The organism is Pseudomonas sp. Z18(2022), assembly GCF_036346535.1.
GTDB lineage: Bacteria > Pseudomonadota > Gammaproteobacteria > Pseudomonadales > Pseudomonadaceae > Aquipseudomonas > Aquipseudomonas yamanorum_A.
Genome location: NZ_JAOTOA010000002.1, coordinates 1 through 19,642, shown reverse-complemented (window position 1 = coordinate 19,642; position 19,642 = coordinate 1). Strand labels below are relative to the sequence as shown.

The window sequence follows — 19,642 nt, the reverse complement described above, 5'->3', positions numbered from 1 at the left end:
CGCTATTCCTGAAAAACCGGGTCGCCCGCATCGCAGGCAAGCCAGCTCCCACACTGACCGAGCTCACTTCCGACTCACGTGGGCTGCGCTTCCTGCCATGTCGCATCGCAGCATTCACGCATGGTCTCGCGCAGCCACTTATGGGCCGGGTCTTTGTCGAAGCGCGGGTGCCAGGCCTGGGTCAGCACCAGGGTCGGCAGGGAGATGGGCAGGGTGAACGCGCGCAGCGGCAGCTTCAGGCGATTGGCGCTGTAGAGCGCTTCCTTGGGCACCGGCAGGATCAGGTCGGAGTCCGGCAGCATGAACATCGCGCCGTGAAACCCCGGGGCGATCATCGCGACCCGACGCTCCAGGCCCTGAGCATTCAGGGCGGTGTCAATCGGCCCACGGGCAATGCCGCGCCGGGAGATGCTGATGTGGGAATAGCTGGCGAACCGGGCGGCGGTGATTTCCCCATCGAACAACGGGTGCCCTTCCCGCGCCAGCCCGACGAAGGTGGTGGTGAACAGGTTCTGTACTTTCACTTCCGGGGTGATCGGCATGGTGTTGCCCACCCGCAGGTCGAGCCGGCCTTCACGCAGGGCTTCATCGTCGGTGTCGCCTTCGGGCACGAAGCGCAGCTCGCACAGCGGCGCCATGCGCTCCATGGTGTCGAACAAGCGCCCGCCATACACGCCGACAAAAAAGTCATTGGCCCGCACGCTGAACCGTCGACGCAGGGTGCGCAGGTCTACTTCGTCCGCCGAGCGGAACAGCAGCGCCGCCTGTTCCACCACGTTACGCACCTGGCCTTGCAGCTCCAGAGCCTTGGGCGTCGGCACCAGGCCGCGGCCGGCGCGTACCAGGATGGGGTCGCCCACCGCCTCGCGGATGCGTGTGAGGGTGCGGCTCATGGCGGCCGGGCTCAGGTTCATCCGCCGCGCGGCGCCCACCACGCTGCCCTCGTCGAGTAGCGCGTCAAGGGCGACCAGCAGGTTCATGTCCGGTAATTGCATGCCAAGCACTCGTGATCGGTTGGGAGTGAACTTGGCGCAATCGTAGCAGACTGTGGCGAGGGAGCTTGCTCCCGTTGGGCTGCGAAGCAGCCCAGAAATTTTCAATCGGGATTTGTCTGAAAGAATGCGGTGATCTTATTGGGGCCGCCTCGCGACCCAGCGGGAGCAAGCTCCCTCGCCACAGGATGGGTGTTTCAGTCAGCGTTGCATGCCCCAGCGCTTCACGGTGACCCGCTCCAGGGTGTCGAATACCAGGTTCTCCACCAGCAGCCCGATCAGGATCACCACCGCCAGGCCGGCAAACACCTTGTCGGTGTACAGCTCGTTGCGGTTCTGGAAGATGTACCAGCCCAGCCCGCCCTTGCCGCTGGTGGCGCCGAATACCAGCTCGGCGGCAATCAGCGTGCGCCAGGCAAACGCCCAGCCGATTTTCAGCCCGGCAAGGATCGACGGCAGCGCGGCCGGGATCAGGATGAACAGCACGAAGCGTATACCCTTGAGGCCGTAATTACGGCCGGCCATGCGCAGGGTTTCCGAGACGCCGAGGAAACCGGAATAGGTATTGAGCGCCAGCGCCCACAGCACCGAATGCACCAGCACAAAGATCAGGCTGTTCTGCCCCAGGCCAAACCACAGCAGCGCCAGCGGCAGCAGGGCAATCGCCGGCAACGGGTTGAACATCGAGGTGAGCGTGCTCAGCAGGTCGCGGCCCAGTTGGGTCGACACCGCAAGCGTAGTCAGGGCAAACGCCAGCACAATGCCGATCAGATAGCCCTTGATCAGCACCACCAGCGAGATGCTGACCTTGCTCAACAGCTCGCCACTGGCCATGCCGTCGTAGAACGCACTCAACGTCTGCAGGAAGCTCGGCAGCAGCAGGTCGTTGTTCTGATAACGCGCGGCCGCTTCCCACAGAATCGCAAGCACGATCAGAATCAGGCTTTTGCGCAGCCAGCCTTGTTGCCACAGGCGCTGACGCCACGGTAATTCGCGTTCTACGCGAACACCGGGCAACGGTTCGAGCGTGATTTCATATTCCTGGCGCATGGTGAAAACCCTTCAATAAGCGATACGGATATCGGCGAAACCCAGTTCGGTTTCCGCCTCGGGCGCTTCATCAAACAACAGCCGATGAATGCGCCGCGCCGAAGCCTGGAACTCCACACCGCCGAGGCTGTGAAGGTCGTATTGATGGCTGTGGATTTCCGCCCGTACCCGGCCCGGGTGCGGCGACAGCAACAGGATGCGGTTGCCCACCACCAGCGCCTCTTCGATGGAATGCGTGACGAACAGCAGGGTGAAACGCACCTCTTCCCAGAGCAGCAGCAGTTCTTCCTGCATCTTGCGGCGGGTCAGTGCGTCGAGGGCGGCGAAGGGCTCGTCCATCAGCAGGATTTTCGGCTGCATGGCCAATGCCCGGGCGATCGCCACGCGGGCTTTCATACCGCCGGACAAGGTGTGCGGGTAAGCATCGGCAAACGCCGTCAGGCCGACTTTTTCCAGGTAATACAGCGCCCGCTCTTCGGCCTCGCGACGCTTGAGGGTCTTGGAGGCGAGCAGCGGGAACATGACGTTCTGCTTGACGGTTTTCCACGGCGGCAGTTGGTCGAATTCCTGGAACACCACGATGCGATCCGGGCCCGGTTGCTCGACTTTTTGCCCGAGCAAGCGGATCTCGCCTTCGCAGGGTTTGATAAAGCCGGCGATGGATTTCAGCAGCGTGGATTTGCCGCAGCCCGAAGGCCCCAGCAGTACAAAGCGGTCGGCCGGGTCGATCGCGAAACTGACCTGGTGGGTGGCCCGCACGACCCGTTCTGGCGTGCGGTATTCAAGGCTGACTTTATCCACCGAAAGCAGTGCTTCGGTAGTTGTCGGGTTGCTGGCCGTGTGGCCTTGCAAGGGCGCGTTCATATCAGCTCCCTTGCAGCGGTTTGGCGTCCTGGAAGAAGTAATCCTTCCACGATTCGGGTTTGTTTTTGATCGCGCCGACGCGGTAGAGGAATTCCGCCAGCGGGTAGGTATTTTTCGGGGTGACGCTGAATTCGAACTGCGGGTTCTCGATGATTTTCAGCAACTCGGCGCGGTCGATCTTGGCCTTGGTCACGCGGATGTAGGTGTCGGCGGCGGCGCCTTTGTCGTTCTGGGCGAACTGCGCCGCTTCGGTCAGGGCCTCGACGAACGCCTTGTAGGTTTTCGGGTTGTCGTTGCGGAATTTCTCGGTGGCGAACAGCACCGTCGGCGAGTTCGGCCCGAGGATGTCGTAGGAGTTGAGCACCACGTGCACGTTCGGGTTGGTCAGGGCCTGTTCCTGGAACGGCGGGTTGGAGAAGTGCCCGGTCAGCTCGGTGCCACCGGCAATCAGCGCTGCCGTCGCATCCGGGTGCGGAACGGCGACGGTGTACTTGTCGAGGCGATTGAATTCCTTGTCGCCCCATTGCTTGGCAGCGGCGTATTGCAGGAAGCGCGACTGCACGGAGACGCCCACTGCCGGTACGGCAATGCGGTCTTTTTCGGTGAAGTCGGCAATGGTCTTGACCTTGGGATTGTTGCTCACCAGGTAGTAGGGGAAGTTGCCCAGGGAGGCGACGGCTTTCACGTTCTGTTTGCCGTGGGTGCGGTCCCAGATGGTCAGCAGCGGGCCAACGCCCGCGCCGGCGATGTCGATGGAGCCGGAGAGCAAGGCGTCGTTGACGGCGGCGCCGCCGGACAATTGGGTCCAGTCGACCTTGATGTCGATGCCTTCCTGCTTGCCGTATTTCTCGATCAGGTTCTGGTCGCGCACCACGTTGAGCAGCAGGTAGACGATGCCGAACTGCTCGGCGATGCGAATCTCGCCTTCGGCCTGGGCGGCGGCAGGTGCAACCAGGCTGCCGGCCAGCAGGCTGACGCCCAGGCCGACCGTGGCGGCCAGGCGCGCAAATGGGATTTTCTTGGACATGGTCATGCTCCGGATCAGAAAGGCGCGTCGCCCTGGATGGTGGTGCGGTACAGCTTGCGCCGCAGGTGGGCTGGGCAGCCGGCCGCCAGGTGGATCAGTGAGCGGTTGTCCCAGAACACCATGTCGTGGGGCTGCCACTGGTGGCGGTAGATGTTTTCCGGCAGCACGCTGTGGGCGTAGAGCTGGGCCAGCAGGTCGCGGCTTTCGTCTTCCGGCAGGCCAACGATGCGGGTGGTGAAACCTTCACTGACGAACAACGCCTTGCGGCCATTTTCCGGGTGGGTGCGTACGATGGGGTGCACCACTTCCGCCACTTGAGCCAGTTGCTCGGGGGTGAGGGTCGGGCGCCAGTTACCTTCGAATTTGGTTTCGCTGTAGCGCGCGGTGTACGAATGCGCGGCGCTGCGGCCTTCTACAGCCTTGCGCAGGGGCTCGGGCAGGTTGTCCCAGGCTTTGTGCATGTCGGCGAACAAGGTGTCGCCACCCTCGGACGGCAGCTCCTGGGCATGGAGCATCGAGCCCAGGCTCGGCAGCTCTTTATAGGAGAGGTCCGAGTGCCAGAACTTGCCGGCGTCTCCCAGGCCGATGGACTGGCCGTTTTCGATGATGTTGGAGACGATCAGGATTTCCGGGTGGTTGGCCAGCAGGAATTGTTTAAGCACGTGGATCTGCAACACACCGAAGCGGCGGCTGAAGGCGATCTGTTGTTCGGGGGTGATGCGTTGGTCGCGGAAGACCACGACGTGATGGTCCAGGTGCGCGCGGTGAATGCGCGCGAAGTCCGGGTCGCTGACCGGGCGGGTCAGGTCCAGGCCTATGATCTCGGCGCCGACGCTGCCGGGAAATGGACGGATCTCGAAGGTTTGTGTGGTGTCGGTCGCTGTTGGAACAGTAGAGGTGGCAGACATGAGTTCACTCCCGGGCGGTCAGGAGAGTGACTTTATAGTCATAAGAACGGCATTTTAAATACCGTTAGTGAATATCGATATGCAGCAATACCGCTGTAGCCGCGACTTTCGGGAATAAAGTGTGTCTCACAGACGTTAAGCCTGTAAGACCTGACAAAAGGTCGTTGTGGGCCCACGGAACGCGCTGTTGAGTCGCTTACAAGCCGAAACCTTGCCCGTTTGACAAGCTTGTGGACAATCTCTAGTGTGCATTGGATCCAATTAGCCACATCACCCTGAAAAGGAGGATAGCGTAGTCGTGACGCAGAAGCCGAACCCTTTGAGCAGCATCCAGATCAGCGGGCCTATCCCCGCCCATCTCGCCCGCTCCGTGATTGAAGAAACATTGCGCAACGCCATCCTCGATGGTCGCTTGCCCTGCGGCACCGCCATGCGCCAACAGGAGTTGGCCAGCTTGTTCGGGGTCAGCCGGATGCCGGTGCGCGAGGCATTGCGTCAACTGGAAGCCCAGTCGCTGCTGCATGTGGTGACCCACAAAGGAGCGGTGGTGGCGCCACTGATTGAGGACCATTCGGCGGAAACCTATGCGCTGCGCATACTGCTGGAGTCCGAAGCGCTGCGCTTGTCGATTCCCTTGCTCACGCCCGAAGACATTGCCCAGGCCGGCGCCTTCATCGATGCGCTGGAACAGGAAAGCGACTACACCGAAATTGGTCGCCTCAACCGCCTGTTCCACATGGCGCTGTATAGCAAGGCGGGCAACCAGCGGTTGCTCAAGCTGGTTGAGCACGGCTTGAACGAAGAGGAGCGTTTCCTGCGCTTCAACCTCGAGGCCATGGGCCTGGGCGAGACGTCCCAGGAAGACCACCGTGAACTGCTCGACCTGGTGGCGAAAAAGAAGGTCGAGGAAAGCATCCTGACCTTGCGCAACCACCTCACCCGCGGCATGGAGGTGATTACCGGTTATCTCAAGAGCCTTGAAGAGACTGCACAAAACGCTGCACCGTAAATTCTCCGTGGAACCGAGACGCCTCCCTCGACCACAAAGCGCTGCGCAGCGACTTTGGCCGATGGAGGTCAGCGCATAACAGTCAAACCATTAATTCGAAAGAACACTTCCTACACTTCGCAGAGCAATTCAACTACAGCACTATTTTTACTCGCAAAACTTATAAAACCAAAAACGCCTGAATACTTAATCAGATTATTACCAACACCCCAATTCTCCCCAATCGACAGCGTGAACCCTGCTCGGGCGTCACTGCGCGTGGCGTTCCTTTAAATAAAGCTTTGGTGTTTTGTCACCGCGTGCTGCTTGCTTGATCAATAACAGCACGTGGCTGCTTGTTATCAGGGAAGAAATAACGACTTATAGGCATCAATCATGCTCCAGCACTCACACCTGCTTAAACAAAAAAAGCAGAAGTTACACAGCCATCCATTATTTACACAAATAAACACACTTCCAAAGTTGCGATACTTTATGGAAAACCATGTGTTCGCTGTTTGGGACTTCATGACGCTGACCAAACGCCTGCAGCATGACCTAACCGGAATGCGCTTGCCGTGGTTGCCGCCACCGGACCCACAAGCGGCACGCCTGATCAATGAGATCGTGTTGGGCGAAGAATCGGACGCCTATCCCGGTCACGGACACGGCAGCCACTTCGAGTTGTATCTGCAAGCCATGGCTGAAGTTGGCGCGAGCACCACGGCCATCGACAGATTCATCACCCTGCAACGTGACGGCAGCGATGCGCAAACGGCCCTGCAAAAAATCGATATCCATCCTGCCGTGGCCCGTTTCGTCAGAAGCACGTTGCAGGTTGCCCTGGACGCACCCACCCACTGCGTCGCGGCCGCCTTTCTCCATGGCCGCGAGAGCGTCATCCCAACGATGTTCAAACGCATCCTGGGAGGGTGCGAGATGCTTCACCGCCAGGCACCGACCTTCTGCTACTACCTCAAGCGCCACATTGAGCTTGATGCCGACGAGCATGGCCCCGCGGCGGTGCAGTTGCTGCAACGCCTCACGCTTGGCGACCCGAGTCGCGAGCAGCAGGCTGACACTGCCGCGCTGAGCGCCGTGGAAAACCGCCTGGCCTTATGGGACGGGCTGCACCTGCGCCTGCCGGAGGTGAGCGTATGAACCCGGCCGATTACCGCTCATTCGCCGAAGACTGGGAGCGCCGTGCGACCATCCGCACCCGCCCGCGCCGATTGCTGGAAAACGATCAGAAACTGATCTTTCCCTTGAGCCGTCAACCCTTGGTATTGAGCGCGACCTTTGTCGAGCAATGCCCGCAGTGCCGCGACTTTGTCTTGTTGCAGACGTTCTACAAGTTCATCAACGATGTGGTGATCTTTGAAACCGAAATCGTCGACAAGACCGCACGCAGCATTGCCAAGAATCGATTTTCGGTGCCCTTCCCGCTCGCCTGTCGCTACGACGCCATGACCGTCGTGGTGGATGAGGATTACCACGCCCTCGTCGCCCTCGACTTCATGCAACAGGCCGTCGAGATGACCGGCACTGCGCCTCTTGAACTGCCCGGGGAAATCGAGCTGAGCCGCGCCTTGCCTGCCGCGCTGGCGCTGGCTCCCGAACACCTGCGCGATGCCATGGAGCTGATCGCCGTGGCCATCGCCGAAAACACCGTGACCCATGACGTGGCGGCGTTCTCCAGGGACGACAGCGTCAAGCAATCCATCCGTGGATTGATGGCCGACCACTTGTTTGACGAGGGGCGTCATGGCCTGTTCTGGACGCGCCTGGTGCGAATCTATTGGCAGTCTGCAAACGCCGAAGACCGTGACTGCATCGCCCGGATCCTGCCGGTATTCCTCCAGCATTACCTGACCCACGACCTGCAAAAAAATTTCGACCTGCAGTTGATCGAGCACCTGGATATCAGCGCCGGCACGCGTGCTGCCTTGCGCGCTGAAGTGCTGGCGATGGACTTTCCCATTACCCGCCAGCATCCGCTGCTCGGCAATATCATGGGATTCCTGAATCACAGCGGCCTGCTGCAAACGCCGAGTGTGGTCCAGGCCCTGGACGCCTTTCTTCCGGCAACAGGAGCCCACCCATGAGGCGTTTGAAGATTGGGCTGGCAGGCTGCAGCGCGGCGTTGAAAGAAGTCGGGCTGACACTGGAGCAATACGGTCACGAGGTAGCGCAGTCAGACGAGGAAAAGCGCGTGGACCTGCTGATTGATGACGGTAGCGAGTCGATCCCGCCGGGCTTGGCCTACACGGCCTTGATGAGCCTGCGCCTGGGGCTCGGAGCACTGACCGACAACGGGCTGCCGACGCTGCAACTCAGGTGCTACGCCAGCCCACATCGACTGCTGGCGACCCTGGACATCGCTGGAGAACCCAGCGGCAACGGCCAACGGCTGCGGCAGCAGGCGATAAGCCGCTTGGTGGAATGGGTAGCCCAGCACGTCAGCGGCTTATCGCGGGACGCGGGCTATTTTTCGCAAACCGCAGTCGCCTGCGATGCTCCCGAACACGGCCTGCAAGCCCTCGAATCGTTGGCCTACCTGCATCGCTTCAACCAGACCGCCGACCTGGCACTGCTGGAGCAAGCCCGGGTGCCCATGATCGAACGGCTGGAGCGCAGCCTTGAAACCTTCGCCGAACGACCGGCGCTGAACATCGCTGGCAGCGTGCTGAGTTATCGCCAGTTGCAGCGCAAGAGCCTGGCTATCCAGCAGCATCTGTGGCCGTTGCTTGGGGCCAGCGATACACCGCAGGTGATCGGCGTCTGCCTGGGCAAATCCCTTGAGCTGTACGCCAGCATTCTCGCCGTACTGGGCTGCGGCGCGGTGTACCTGCCACTGGAGCCGGGCCATCCGCTGCAACGCCAGCAGGCCATGCTGGAAAACGCCGGCGTCTCGGTGCTACTGGATGACGGCCGGCATCCACTGCGGGAGTTTTTTTCGGCGCTGGATGTCAGCGCCCTCGACACTCACGCCAACCCGCCGCCACCGCGCCAGCGCCCAGCGATGGACGCGCCCTGCATGGTGCTCCACACCTCGGGCACCAGCGGCCAGCCCAAAGGCGTGCTGCTCAGCCAGCACAACCTGGCCCACTTCACCGCCTGGTTCGGCGACCATGTGCAACTGAGTGAACACAGCCGGGTCTTGCAGTTCTCGCCGTTGAGCTTCGACTCTTCGCTGATTGATATTTTCGCGCCCCTGATAGCGGGCGCCGAGCTGATCGTGCCCGGTGAAGACCCGCGCCGCGACCCGCAACAACTGGTGGACTTCATCCGGCAACAGCGCGTCACCCATGCCTTCCTGCCGCCGGCGCTGCTGAGCATCCTCCCGCTGGATCAACCCTTGGGCCTGGCGCACCTGATGACCGGAGGCGACGTATGCGAGCCCTATGTCATCGAGCGGCTGGCGAGACAGTGTTCCTTGCACAACTTCTATGGGCCGACGGAAGCCACCGTGCTGGTGTCATGCCGCACGCTGCAGCGAGGCGACAGCAATCGCAATGTGGGCACGCCCATCGCCAACAGCCGGGTGCTGATCCTCGACGAGCAACGGCAACCGGTGGATGAACAAGTGACAGGCGAGCTGTACATCGTCGGCCCCGGTGTCGGGCTGGGTTACCTCAACCAGCCACAGCAGACCGCCGAGCATTTCGTACACATGAAGTTGCCGGACGGCCAGACCTTGCGGGCCTACCGCAGCGGCGATCTGGCGAAGTGGACAGAGGACGGCATCGAGCTGGGCGGGCGCCGGGATCAGCAGGTGAAAATCCGTGGCTTTCGGGTCGAGCCCCAAGAGATCGAACACTGCCTGCGCGCCAGCCTGCTGTTTCGCCAGGTGGCGGTGGTGATCGACCCTGATCAGCGGATCCTGGCCTTTGTCGCGCAGCCTGAGGCCCAAGGCGCCCTGGCTGTGCTCCAGCAACATGCGCGGCAGGCGCTGCCGGATTATCTGCAGCCAACCCTGTGCACGGAGCTTGCGAGCATGCCGTGCACGCCCAACGGCAAGGTCGACCGCCAGGCCTTGCTGGCGCTGCCGACTCAACCGCTGCCAGCCACCAACCGCTGTCCGCCGCAAACGCCGGTGCAAGCACAGTTGCTGAACCTGTGGAGCGAGTTGCTGGGCGTGCCGGTCGCGCAGTTGTCGACGGAGGACAGCTTCTTCAATCTCGGCGGTCATTCCATCCTGTTGTCGACGATGTTGCTGCGTATCCGCGAGCAGTTCGGGCGCAGCCTTTCCCTCAACCGTTTTTTTGAAACGCCCACCGTCCGTACCCTGGCTGCGCTGATGGGTGACGGCGCGGCCCCTGAAGCACCGGCCGGCCAGGCGATACGGGATACTCTGCGTGAACTGGATACGCCGATATTGCCGGCGGACCAGGCAGGTGAACGCCGCAAGGTCATCGTGACCGGCGCCAACAGTTTTCTCGGCGTCCATATCGTCGAGGCGTTACTGGCCGAGGACGCACTTGAAGTGGCGTGCCTGGTGCGCGAACGCCCTGGACATTCGGCTGCTGTGAGGTTCGCCGAGGCGCTGCGTGAGTACCGCCTGGAACACCTGGACCTGAGCCGGGTACGGGTGTATGCCGCCGACATCAGTCAGCCGCGCCTTGGCTTGACCAGCGAGGTGTATGAGTACCTCGCCGGGGAGTTCGGCGTTCTGGTGCACAACGCCGCCCACGTCAATCATGTGATGGATTACGCCACCCTGGCCAAGGACAACGTCGAGCCGGTGCTGGAATGCCTGCGCCTGTGTGAAACCCGGCGCAAGAAGGTCTTCAATTTTATCTCCACACTGTCGGCGGCCAGCAGCATCGATGCCCAAGGCCAGGTCCTCGAAACGCCCGCCGCGACCACGCCACCGCTCTACCTCCAGAACGGCTACAACCTGTCCAAGTGGGTCGCCGAACGCCTGCTGGGACGCGCCGCCGAGGAAGGTGCCTGGGTCACTATCCATCGCCCCGGGAACATCAGTTTCAACAGCCGCAACGGTGCTTGCGAGCCACAGAAAAATCGCCTGATGTTGATGCTCAAGGGCTCGCTGCAACTGGGCCTGGTGCCCAACCTGGGGACGAACTTTGACCTGATGCCCGTGGACTTTCTCGCGCGGTTTATTGCCTTCCACTGTGGCCGCCACTGTGCCGGAGGAAACGTGTTCAATCTGCACAATCCGCAGCCCTTGAGCTGGGAATCCTACGTCGATGCCTTTCGCCAGGCAGGCCATGTTTTCGAGCTGGTGAGCGTCGCCCACTGGCAACGTCACCTGCACACGGTGGATAGCCACAACGCGCTGTTCGGTGTGCTGGGGTTCTATCTCAATGGTGTGGACGGGGACATCGGCGATACGTCGATGATCCGTCATGACAACGCACGGCGCGGTGTCGAGCAGATGGGCGCGCACTACCCGGAAAAAAACCTGGCGCTGCTACGCAAGGGCTGCGCGTACCTCAAGAGCATCGGCTTCCTGTGATCGGGCGCCTAACAAAGGAAAACCGAATGAAACCCGATACGTTGATTCGCAACCCCTGCGCCAGGCCGGTGGTGTCTTCAGTGGTAATTGCCGGCGATGCCGCCCGCGTGTGGACGGTGGTGGGCAACTTTGCAGGGTTTGACAGATTCATCCCCGCGCTGTCGCACATCGAGATGACCGGCGCGGGCGCAGGGTCGCTGCGCAAAAAGTTCTTCCACGATGGAAACCTGGTAGTGGAGCAACTCAACAGCCGCGACGAACAGGCCATGCAGATGACCTGGACGACGATTTACAACACCCTCGGCGTGGCCCGGCTATGGGCGGGAATGCGTGTGGAGGCTGTGGGGGAACGCAGTTCGAGGGTGACCTGGACGATCATCGCCGAGCCGGTTGAACACGGTGTGGAAGGGTTTGATGCCTTTGTGCAGGCATTCGCCGACAGTGCGCTGGAGAATGTACGGCAGATGTTTGGCTGAACTTACCGTAGGAGCGGGCTTGCTCGCGAAAAACGAGAAGGCAGCACGGGCTATCTGATAGCGCTGCGTTATCGTTGACGCTCTTCGCGAGCAAGCTCGCTCCTACAGGTTCATCCTCAGATTTTGAAGCTGTCGACCAACTGCTTCAACCGGTTGGCCTGTTGAGACAATGCGTCGCAATCCTTCAGGGTTTCGTTGAGGTTGGCCACGCCCTGCTGGTTCAACAGGTTGATCTGGTTGATGTCGACGTTGAGGGTTTCCACCACGGCGGTCTGCTCCTCGGTGGCGGCCGCTACCGATTGGTTCATCCCGTCGATCTCGACGATCCGCTGCGTCACGCTGACCAGGCGCTCACCGGCCTGGTTGGCAACCTCGACGCTTTCTTCGCTGGAGGTCTGGCTGGCGTTCATCGTGGTCACGGCTTCACGCGAGCCAATCTGCAGCGAGGTGATCATTTTGTGGATCTCTTCCGCCGACTCCTGGGTGCGGTGCGCGAGGTTGCGCACTTCATCCGCCACTACGGCAAATCCGCGTCCGGCTTCACCCGCCCGTGCGGCTTCAATCGCGGCGTTGAGGGCCAGCAGGTTGGTTTGCTGGGAGATGCCTTTGATCACATCCAGGATGTGCCCGATGTTGTCGGTACTGGCGTTCAGGGTTTCAATCTGAGTGCAGGACAGGCTGATTTTCTGCGACAGTTCCGACATCGCCAGGATGGTTTTCTCCACCACTTTGCGGCCGTCATCGGCCTGCTCGCTGGCACCGCTGGCGTGCTGCGAAGCATCGGCGGCGTTGCGCGCGATTTCCTGGGTGGCGGCCCCCAGTTCGTTGATCGCCGCGGCCACGCTGTTGGTGCGGGCGCTTTGTTCGTCGGAACCGATGATCGATGCGTTGGACGAGGCCATTACCCGCTGGGACAGGTCGTGCACCTGGCGGGTGGCCGAGGACACTTCGGAAATTGACGCATGAATACGCTCGACGAACTGGTTGAAAGCGCTGCCCAAGTCGCCGAACTCATCTTTGCTTTCCACCGTCAGGCGGCGGGTCAAATCACCCTCGCCCTGGGCGATGTCCTGCATGGCGCGGCCCATGGTGGTCAGGGGACGCATCAAGACCTGGATCAGCAAGCTCAGGAACACCGCAATGGCGGCGACCGCGATGAACATGGCGATCAATGCCGAGGTGCGGAACTTGCCCAATGGTGCGTAGGCTTTGTCTTTGTCGATCGACAGGCCGATGTACCAGTCTGCGTTCGGCAATCCGCTGATCGGGGTGAAGGACAGGATCCGGTCCTGCCCATTGAGCACCACTTCCTGATTGACCTTCTCGATGCGCACGTTGCTGCCAGGGTAGATGTCCTTGAGGTTTTTCATCACCTGGTCCTGATCCGGGCTGACGATCACCTGGCCGTCACCGCTGACCAGAAACGCATGGCCGATACCGCCAAAATCCACCGAGTTGATGATCTTCACCAGGGTTTGAAGGCTCAGGTCACCACCGACCACGCCGAGCAATTCGCCATTCTTTTTCACCGGCATCGCGATGGTCACGATCAGCCCACCGACTGCGGCCATGTAGGGCGGCGTGAGCATGGTCTTGTCGGCTGCGACGGCTTGCTTGTACCAGGGACGCTGACGCGGGTCATAGCCATCAGGCATTTTGGCATCGGGCCGTTGGGTGAACACGCCGTTGGTTGAACCGACGTAGGTGAACTGGAAGTTGGAGGTAAATGCCGACTGGTCGACCAACCCCGCAAGATCGGCAGCGCTGCCTTGATGGGCGACGTTTTGCGCCAGGCTTTCCAGCACCAGCACACGGCCACTGAGCCAGTTCTGCACACTGCTGGCGGTCAGTTCACCGGATTGCTGAATCGAAGACTCCAGGTTTTGCCTGATGGTGTTGCGCTGCAGGTAGTCGTTGTAGAACGTGAATAACGCGAAGGCCAGAACCACAACGCCTGACGCGGCCAACAGAATTTTATGACTGAACTTGAGATTCATTTCATTGACTTCTTTTTGCCAAAAGGGGGTGAGCGTGCCGGATGCAACATTCCATGTAACGGTATAGGCAGACTCTGCGACTGCTCTATTTCGGTGCACGCATGGCTCGTCAGGCTTTCGGCCACTCCAGGATAAATCTTAGGAATTTGTGAGAAGCATCCGCTTTTAACGTCAGAAGCCGACCGGCGGTAGCCATGTAACGCCAGGAGTTGCAAAATTTTTCCACCTTGTCGACAATGCGACTAATTATCATTTGTGACGCTTTGCCAGGCCGTGTGAATGCCCTCTTCCGAGTACGCAGTACAGACGCTTTACAGCAACCATCACGGCTGGCTCAACACCTGGTTGCGCAGCCGCCTGGGTAACGCCGCGGATGCTGCGGACCTGGCCCAGGACACATTCGTGCGCCTGCTGCAAAAAACCGAACGCTTCGAACTCAAGGCCCCTCGCGCCTTCCTGCGCACCATCGCCCGGGGCTTGGTGATCGATCACTGGCGCCGCGAAGAAATCGAACGGGCTTATCTGGAATCCATCGCCCATTTGCCCGAAGCCGTGGCACCGAGCACTGAGGAGCGTGCGTTGATTCTGGAATTGCTGGAGTCCATCGCCCGACTTCTGGACGGGCTCAAGCCCAAGGTGCGTAAGGCGTTTTTACTGGCTCAGTGCGACGGCCTGACTTACAAGCAGATTGCGCAGCAGATGGGCGTGTCGTTGCGCTCGGTGGAACGGTATGTCGCCGAGGCGCTGTATCACTGTTATGTACTGCGGTATGAGGCATGACTTCGAGGGATAACGCGGCACGCGCAGGAATCGATCCGCAAGTGGTCAAGCAGGCCATCAGCTGGATGCTGCGCTTGCGTAACAATCGCGCCAATGTCCGCCTGAAGATGCAATGCGAGCACTGGCGCGAGGCTCATCATGAACACGAGCTGGCCTGGCAACGGGTGCAGGCTTTGCAACATGAATTGAGCAGCCAACTGGCGGCAATTCCCGGGGCCCATGTGGCGCTGGAGAGCAGCGCCCAGCAGCTCGGGCGCCGGCAAGCGTTGAAGGTGTTGTCGGGTGTGCTGTTAATGGGGTCGGCGGCCTGGGTCAGCCGGGACCTTACCGGCTGGCAACGCTGGACCTCGGACCTGGCCACCACCACCGGCGAACGCCGCAGCGTGCAATTGCCGGACGGCACACGCCTGCAGCTCAATACCGACAGCGCAGTGGACCTGGACTTCAATCCGCAGCAACGCTTGATCACGCTGGTACGCGGGGAAATCCTGGTGACCTGTGCCGCGGCTGCGACTGCACCGCTGCTGGTTCGCAGCCGCCATGGTTTGTTTGAAGGCATCGACGGGCGTTTTGTCGTACGCCAGGACAGCGACTGCACCCGATTGAGCGTCACCTCAGGCAACGTGGCGATTCACTCGCCGCACACCGCAGACGGCCTTTTCACTCAGGTGCATGCAGGAGAAAGCTACCTGGTGCGTCAGAACGAGGCCATCCTCGCGCCGCCTCTGGATATGGACGCCGGGGCCTGGGCAGATGGATTGATCGTCACCCGTAACATGCGCCTTGCCGACTTCCTGGCAGAGGTGGGGCGCTATCGCCATGGGTACCTGGCCTGCTCGAGCGATATTGCAGACCTGCGTTTGTCCGGCGTTTTTCGACTGGAAGATCCCGAGAAATTGTTGGCGATTCTTCCGCAGACCTTACCTGTGCGCTTGCGCTACCGCACCCGCTGGTGGGTGAGCCTGGAGCGTCAGGCCTGATTTTGTTGTCGCGCCTGATTTATTTTTGGCGGCTTTTTTCCGTGAGTCCGGCTTAGACAGTAAGCATTTCAATCTGCCTTCAGCGACCTCTACGGATCTCGATAATGACTGTGCGTTTTTTCAGTAACTCACCCTCTTCCTACCCTCTGCTCGGTAAAGCCGTACGTGCAGCGTTGCTGTCGACCACGATGGGCATCGGCTTGTTGCCGGTGGCCGGTGTCGCGGCTGATAGTGGGGTCGAGCGCATCAGCCAGCGCTATGACATCCCTGCCGGGGCGCTGAGCGATGTGCTCAACCAGTTTGCCCGCCAGGCAGGTATCACTCTTTCCAGCACGCCTGCGCAGACTCAGGGCCGCCAGTCTGCCGGGCTGCACGGCGAGTATTCCGCGGAGCAGGGCCTTAGCCAGTTGCTCAATGGATCCGGCTTGCAGGCACAGCCACAGGACGACGTGAGTTTCGTGTTGCAGGCCCAACCCGAGAGCGAGGCGCTGACCTTGCCGACCACCGACATCAAAGGCTTCGCCCTGGGTAACGCCTTGGGCAGCATGGACGGCTACAACGCAACCCACAGCCAGATCGCCACCAAGACCAGTACCGCGCTGCTGGAGACATCACAGACGGTCTCAGTGGTGACCCGCGAGCAGATGGACGATCAGGGCTCGCAAACCGTTGCCCAGGCCATGCGTTACACCCCTGGTGTGCTGACCAACCCGTATGGCGCCACTCACCGCTATGACTATGTGGCGATGCGCGGCTTCAATGACGGTTCGGTGGATAACATTTATCTCGACGGTTTGAAGTCCATGGGGGACAGCGGGACCTACAGCACCATGCAGGTGGACCCGTATTTCCTCGAGCGGGTGGATATTCTCAAGGGCCCGTCGTCGGTACTGTACGGCCGCAGCTCGCCGGGTGGGCTGGTGGCATTGACCAGCAAGAAGCCGCTGTTTGAGCCTTACCATCAGGTACAGGCCACCGTGGGCTCGCAAGGGCAGCGCGGCATGGGTTTCGACTTCAGCGGCCCGGTGGATGACGACAAGCGTATTGCTTACCGCCTGACCGGGCTTGCGGATAAGTCCGACACACAATTCGACCATGCCAAGGAAAAACGCTACGCGCTGGCGCCGACCTTGAGCATCGACTTTACCGATGACACGTCGCTCACGCTCCAGGCCTACCTGCAACACGATCCCGACGGTGGCTACCACGGAGGCATGCCAGCAGATGGCGCGTTGCATCAGCGCAATGGCCAGCGGATCTCCAATCACTTCTTCGAGGGTGAGCCGGGCATTGATGGGTACAAGCGTGATCAGCAGTCGTTCGGCTATCAATTTGAGCACCGCTTCAACGATGTTTTCACGGCGCGACAGAACTTTCGTTATCTGGACTCCAAGGTCCGCTTGGATCAGGTGTACGCCTATGGGTGGACTACGCCCACCAGTAATGAGCTGAACCGCTATTACTCAGGCGGTGACGAGAAGCTGCATGCATTCATCATCGACAACATGTTGCAGGCCGAATTTTTTACCGGCGCGACCAAACACACGGTGTTGATGGGGGCTGACTATCAACGGCGCAAAACCGTGGTGGACTGGAGCAGCGGTTCGCTGGCACCGATCAATGCGTTCAATCCGGTGTATGGCAACTCCGAGATCAGTTATTACAGCCCGACCAGCTACCTGCGTCGGCTTGAGCAGACCGGCGTTTACCTGCAAGACCTGATTGAAATGGACAAGTGGCGGTTCTCCCTCGGGCTACGTCAGGACTGGGTCGAGACCTCTGATGAGAATCGCATTGCTGAGGTTGGCCGGCCGTTAGGTACCGAGATCAGCGATAAACGTACCAAGCTAACCGGGCGTGCAGGAGCGCTTTATCTATTCGATAACGGTCTCGCGCCTTACGTCAGCTATTCGGAATCCTTCAACCCGAACTCCTACTCGGACAGCGCTGGTAATCCTTTGGCGCCTACCGACGGCACCCAGTGGGAGGTCGGCTTGAAATATCAGCCGCCGGGTACCGACAACCTGTTCACCGCTTCGCTGTTCCGCATCGATCAGGAAAACCTGGCGACCAAGCTGCCGCAGGAAAACTTCTATCGCGCGGTAGGTGCTGTGCGCTCCCAAGGCCTGGAGTTGGAGGCGCATATGCAATTGACAGACAACCTCAAGTTGTTGGGCAGCTACACCTTCACCGACATCGAGTATTCGAAATCGATGGTCAGCACGTTGAGCACTGCGGACAACGTGATCGAGAACAAGGGTAATTCGCCGACCCAGGCGCCGCGCCATATGGCTTCGGTGTGGGCAGACTACAAATTCGATAGCCGCGCCCTGGATGGCCTGCGCCTCGGTGGCGGTGTCCGTTATGTCGGCTACAGCTGGGCGGATGCGGAGAACACCATGAAGGTACCGGCCTACACGTTGTTTGATGCCTCGATGGGCTATGACTTGGGCAAGGTGGGGTTGAAGGGTGTGGATGTACGCCTGAATGCCAACAACCTGACGAACGAGTCCTACGTGGCGTCGTGCGCCAGTCTGAACTTCTGTTACCTGGGTGAAGAGCGCAACGTGAGTGCAACGGTGAGCTACCAGTTCTAATCCCACTCGATTCATACAAAGCCAGTTCCTGACTCCAGGCGCTGGCTTTGTCGTCTCTGCAGGAAAATTTTATGCGCGCATTGATGGTTTTACTTCATCGCTACATCGGATTGGCGACGGCGTTGTTTTTGATGATGGCGGGGATCACGGGCAGCCTTTTGGCGTTTAACCATGAGCTGGATGAGTGGCTCAATCCCGGCTTCTATGAGGCGACGGCCAAGGGCTCGGCATTGCCACCAGGCGAACTGGTGGACACGCTGCAGGGGCAGCATCCCAAGCTGCAAGTCTGGTACATGGAGTATCCGCAGGAGGCCGGTCATACCGCCATGTTGGCGGCAGTTGCGAGAAACGATCCGGCGACCGGCAAACCCTTTGAGGAACCCAACCAGGTCTTCTATCTCGATCCGGTCAGCGGCGAAGAAATGGGCCGGCGTTTTTGGGGCGCATGCTGCTTTCAGCGTGAGAACTTAATACCGTTCATTTTAGAGTTTCACTACAACCTCACGCTGCCGGGCAATTGGGGGTTGTGGCTGATGGGGCTGGTGGCGATTGCGTGGGTGTTAGATTGTTTTATCGCGCTGTGGCTGACCCTCCCGAGGGGCAAACCGTTCTGGAAGAAATGGTCGACGGCGTGGAAGATCAAGGGCGGTCATGCTTATCGGTTGAACTTCGATCTTCATCGCGCTGGCGGGTTGTGGCTTTGGCTGTTGTTGCTACCGATAGCGGTCAGCAGCGTGGCGATGAACTTGCCGAGCCAGGTGTTCAAGCCAGTTGTCTCGCTGTTTTCACCGGTTGAGCCAAGCGTCTATGAGGCTCGTGGCAGGCTGCCAAGCGAGCAATTGGGCGTGACGCAACTGAGTTATCAACAGGCCTATGAACGGGCACTGGAGGAAGGAAAGCGTCTGGGACTTACGGCTGCGATCGGAGAGCTGTATTACAGCTTTGAGTACAACTTCTATGGCGCGGGTTTTGGGCAACACGATACCGAGGCCCATGGGAAATCCTGGTTGTTTTTCCACGGGACGGACGGGCGTCTATTAGGGCAGGAAATAGCAGGGCAAGGTACGTTGGGAGAGCGCTTTTATCGGCTGCAACTGCCGATCCATGGGGGCAGGATCATCGGGCTGACGGGGCAGGTGTTGATTGCACTGCTGGGCGTTGTGATCGCGATGCTATCTGCTACCGGGATCTATATCTGGTGGCGCAAGCTACTGGCCAGAAGAAGCGGTAAAGCACGCAGGGGTTGAGTCTGCTTTGCTTAGCCCTTAAACGACAAAACCCCTGTCTGCGCTAGCAGACAGGGGTTTCGGAATTCAATCTTGACGATGACCTACTCTCACATGGGGAAACCCCACACTACCATCGGCGATGCATCGTTTCACTGCTGAGTTCGGGATGGGATCAGGTGGTTCCAATGCTCTATGGTCGTCAAGAAATTCTGTGTACCAGACCGTTGCGCTGGCAACGTGCCGGTGAAAATCATGTACTTCTACATAAACAG

At 60.1% G+C, this 19,642-nt stretch carries 15 protein-coding genes and 1 rRNA gene; 9 read left to right on the top strand and 7 right to left on the bottom strand.

Going from position 1 to position 19,642, the window contains the following annotated elements; all coding sequences use genetic code 11:
- Nucleotides 1–74: 74 nt before the first annotated feature.
- The 5 genes from V3W39_RS05425 to V3W39_RS05405 form a co-directional block, all read right to left on the bottom strand.
- On the bottom strand, nucleotides 75–995 hold the full coding sequence (locus tag V3W39_RS05425) for a LysR family transcriptional regulator (RefSeq protein WP_177042409.1): 921 nt from the start codon (nucleotides 993–995) through the stop codon (nucleotides 75–77).
- Nucleotides 996–1,193: 198 nt separating this feature from the next.
- Nucleotides 1,194–2,042: an ABC transporter permease gene (locus V3W39_RS05420; protein WP_177042411.1), complete on the bottom strand. Its 849-nt coding sequence runs from the start codon at nucleotides 2,040–2,042 to the stop codon at nucleotides 1,194–1,196.
- A gap of 12 nt (nucleotides 2,043–2,054) precedes the next feature.
- Nucleotides 2,055–2,906 (bottom strand): ABC transporter ATP-binding protein, encoded by an 852-nt coding sequence (locus tag V3W39_RS05415; RefSeq protein WP_102605411.1) that lies wholly within the window; start codon nucleotides 2,904–2,906, stop codon nucleotides 2,055–2,057.
- Between the two features lies 1 nt (nucleotide 2,907).
- Nucleotides 2,908–3,933: an ABC transporter substrate-binding protein gene (locus V3W39_RS05410; protein WP_177042412.1), complete on the bottom strand. Its 1,026-nt coding sequence runs from the start codon at nucleotides 3,931–3,933 to the stop codon at nucleotides 2,908–2,910.
- 14 nt (nucleotides 3,934–3,947) lie between these two features.
- The gene (locus tag V3W39_RS05405) at nucleotides 3,948–4,841 is read right to left on the bottom strand and encodes a TauD/TfdA dioxygenase family protein (protein WP_177042414.1); all 894 of its coding nucleotides are present in this window, start codon (nucleotides 4,839–4,841) and stop codon (nucleotides 3,948–3,950) included.
- Between the two features lie 298 nt (nucleotides 4,842–5,139).
- Here V3W39_RS05405 and V3W39_RS05400 point away from each other — a divergent pair, with 298 nt between their 5' ends.
- The 5 genes from V3W39_RS05400 to V3W39_RS05380 all read left to right on the top strand — a co-directional run bounded on the left by V3W39_RS05400 (nucleotide 5,140) and on the right by V3W39_RS05380 (nucleotide 11,787).
- Nucleotides 5,140–5,850 (top strand): GntR family transcriptional regulator, encoded by a 711-nt coding sequence (locus V3W39_RS05400; protein ID WP_177042416.1) that lies wholly within the window; start codon nucleotides 5,140–5,142, stop codon nucleotides 5,848–5,850.
- Between the two features lie 375 nt (nucleotides 5,851–6,225).
- Entirely contained in the window at nucleotides 6,226–6,990 is a 765-nt protein-coding gene (locus tag V3W39_RS05395; protein ID WP_330212325.1) for a DUF3050 domain-containing protein, read from the top strand.
- The gene (locus V3W39_RS05390) at nucleotides 6,987–7,934 is read left to right on the top strand and encodes a diiron oxygenase (protein WP_177134530.1); all 948 of its coding nucleotides are present in this window, start codon (nucleotides 6,987–6,989) and stop codon (nucleotides 7,932–7,934) included. Before V3W39_RS05395 ends, V3W39_RS05390 begins: the two co-directional genes overlap by 4 nt.
- Nucleotides 7,931–11,311, top strand: a complete 3,381-nt coding sequence (locus V3W39_RS05385) for an amino acid adenylation domain-containing protein (RefSeq protein ID WP_330212324.1) — start codon at nucleotides 7,931–7,933, stop codon at nucleotides 11,309–11,311. The genes V3W39_RS05390 and V3W39_RS05385 overlap by 4 nt, the downstream gene beginning before the upstream one ends.
- A gap of 26 nt (nucleotides 11,312–11,337) precedes the next feature.
- The gene (locus V3W39_RS05380) at nucleotides 11,338–11,787 is read left to right on the top strand and encodes an SRPBCC family protein (protein WP_259195124.1); all 450 of its coding nucleotides are present in this window, start codon (nucleotides 11,338–11,340) and stop codon (nucleotides 11,785–11,787) included.
- Nucleotides 11,788–11,903: 116 nt separating this feature from the next.
- Here V3W39_RS05380 and V3W39_RS05375 read toward each other — a convergent pair whose 3' ends face one another.
- A complete protein-coding gene (locus tag V3W39_RS05375) occupies nucleotides 11,904–13,784 on the bottom strand; it encodes a methyl-accepting chemotaxis protein (RefSeq protein WP_177042422.1) in 1,881 nt (626 codons plus the stop codon).
- A gap of 279 nt (nucleotides 13,785–14,063) precedes the next feature.
- On the opposite strand from V3W39_RS05375, the gene V3W39_RS05370 reads away from it, so the two are divergent.
- From V3W39_RS05370 to V3W39_RS05355, 4 genes are all read left to right on the top strand, one after another.
- Nucleotides 14,064–14,564 (top strand): sigma-70 family RNA polymerase sigma factor, encoded by a 501-nt coding sequence (locus tag V3W39_RS05370; protein WP_177078910.1) that lies wholly within the window; start codon nucleotides 14,064–14,066, stop codon nucleotides 14,562–14,564.
- Nucleotides 14,561–15,544 (top strand): FecR family protein, encoded by a 984-nt coding sequence (locus V3W39_RS05365; RefSeq protein ID WP_330212323.1) that lies wholly within the window; start codon nucleotides 14,561–14,563, stop codon nucleotides 15,542–15,544. The genes V3W39_RS05370 and V3W39_RS05365 overlap by 4 nt, the downstream gene beginning before the upstream one ends.
- A gap of 104 nt (nucleotides 15,545–15,648) precedes the next feature.
- A complete protein-coding gene (locus V3W39_RS05360) occupies nucleotides 15,649–18,141 on the top strand; it encodes a TonB-dependent siderophore receptor (RefSeq protein WP_259195121.1) in 2,493 nt (830 codons plus the stop codon).
- Nucleotides 18,142–18,212: 71 nt separating this feature from the next.
- A complete protein-coding gene (locus V3W39_RS05355; RefSeq protein ID WP_177042426.1) occupies nucleotides 18,213–19,388 on the top strand; it encodes a PepSY-associated TM helix domain-containing protein in 1,176 nt (391 codons plus the stop codon).
- 70 nt (nucleotides 19,389–19,458) lie between these two features.
- Here the strand turns inward: V3W39_RS05355 and rrf are convergent.
- Nucleotides 19,459–19,574, bottom strand: a 5S ribosomal RNA gene (gene rrf / locus V3W39_RS05350).
- Between the last annotated feature and the right edge of the window lie 68 nt (nucleotides 19,575–19,642).

What these genes read in the sequence shown, in the direction of transcription:
- V3W39_RS05390 (WP_177134530.1), top strand. Translation starts at nt 6,987, where the DNA reads ATGAACCCGGCCGATTACCGCTCATTCGCCGAAGACTGGGAGCGCCGT.
- V3W39_RS05410 (WP_177042412.1), bottom strand. Translation starts at nt 3,933, where the DNA reads ATGTCCAAGAAAATCCCATTTGCGCGCCTGGCCGCCACGGTCGGCCTG.
- V3W39_RS05370 (WP_177078910.1), top strand. Translation starts at nt 14,064, where the DNA reads ATGCCCTCTTCCGAGTACGCAGTACAGACGCTTTACAGCAACCATCAC.
- V3W39_RS05415 (WP_102605411.1), bottom strand. Translation starts at nt 2,906, where the DNA reads ATGAACGCGCCCTTGCAAGGCCACACGGCCAGCAACCCGACAACTACC.
- V3W39_RS05425 (WP_177042409.1), bottom strand. Translation starts at nt 995, where the DNA reads ATGCAATTACCGGACATGAACCTGCTGGTCGCCCTTGACGCGCTACTC.
- V3W39_RS05420 (WP_177042411.1), bottom strand. Translation starts at nt 2,042, where the DNA reads ATGCGCCAGGAATATGAAATCACGCTCGAACCGTTGCCCGGTGTTCGC.
- V3W39_RS05405 (WP_177042414.1), bottom strand. Translation starts at nt 4,841, where the DNA reads ATGTCTGCCACCTCTACTGTTCCAACAGCGACCGACACCACACAAACC.
- V3W39_RS05360 (WP_259195121.1), top strand. Translation starts at nt 15,649, where the DNA reads ATGACTGTGCGTTTTTTCAGTAACTCACCCTCTTCCTACCCTCTGCTC.
- V3W39_RS05380 (WP_259195124.1), top strand. Translation starts at nt 11,338, where the DNA reads ATGAAACCCGATACGTTGATTCGCAACCCCTGCGCCAGGCCGGTGGTG.
- V3W39_RS05355 (WP_177042426.1), top strand. Translation starts at nt 18,213, where the DNA reads ATGCGCGCATTGATGGTTTTACTTCATCGCTACATCGGATTGGCGACG.
- V3W39_RS05375 (WP_177042422.1), bottom strand. Translation starts at nt 13,784, where the DNA reads ATGAATCTCAAGTTCAGTCATAAAATTCTGTTGGCCGCGTCAGGCGTT.
- V3W39_RS05385 (WP_330212324.1), top strand. Translation starts at nt 7,931, where the DNA reads ATGAGGCGTTTGAAGATTGGGCTGGCAGGCTGCAGCGCGGCGTTGAAA.
- V3W39_RS05365 (WP_330212323.1), top strand. Translation starts at nt 14,561, where the DNA reads ATGACTTCGAGGGATAACGCGGCACGCGCAGGAATCGATCCGCAAGTG.
- V3W39_RS05395 (WP_330212325.1), top strand. Translation starts at nt 6,226, where the DNA reads ATGCTCCAGCACTCACACCTGCTTAAACAAAAAAAGCAGAAGTTACAC.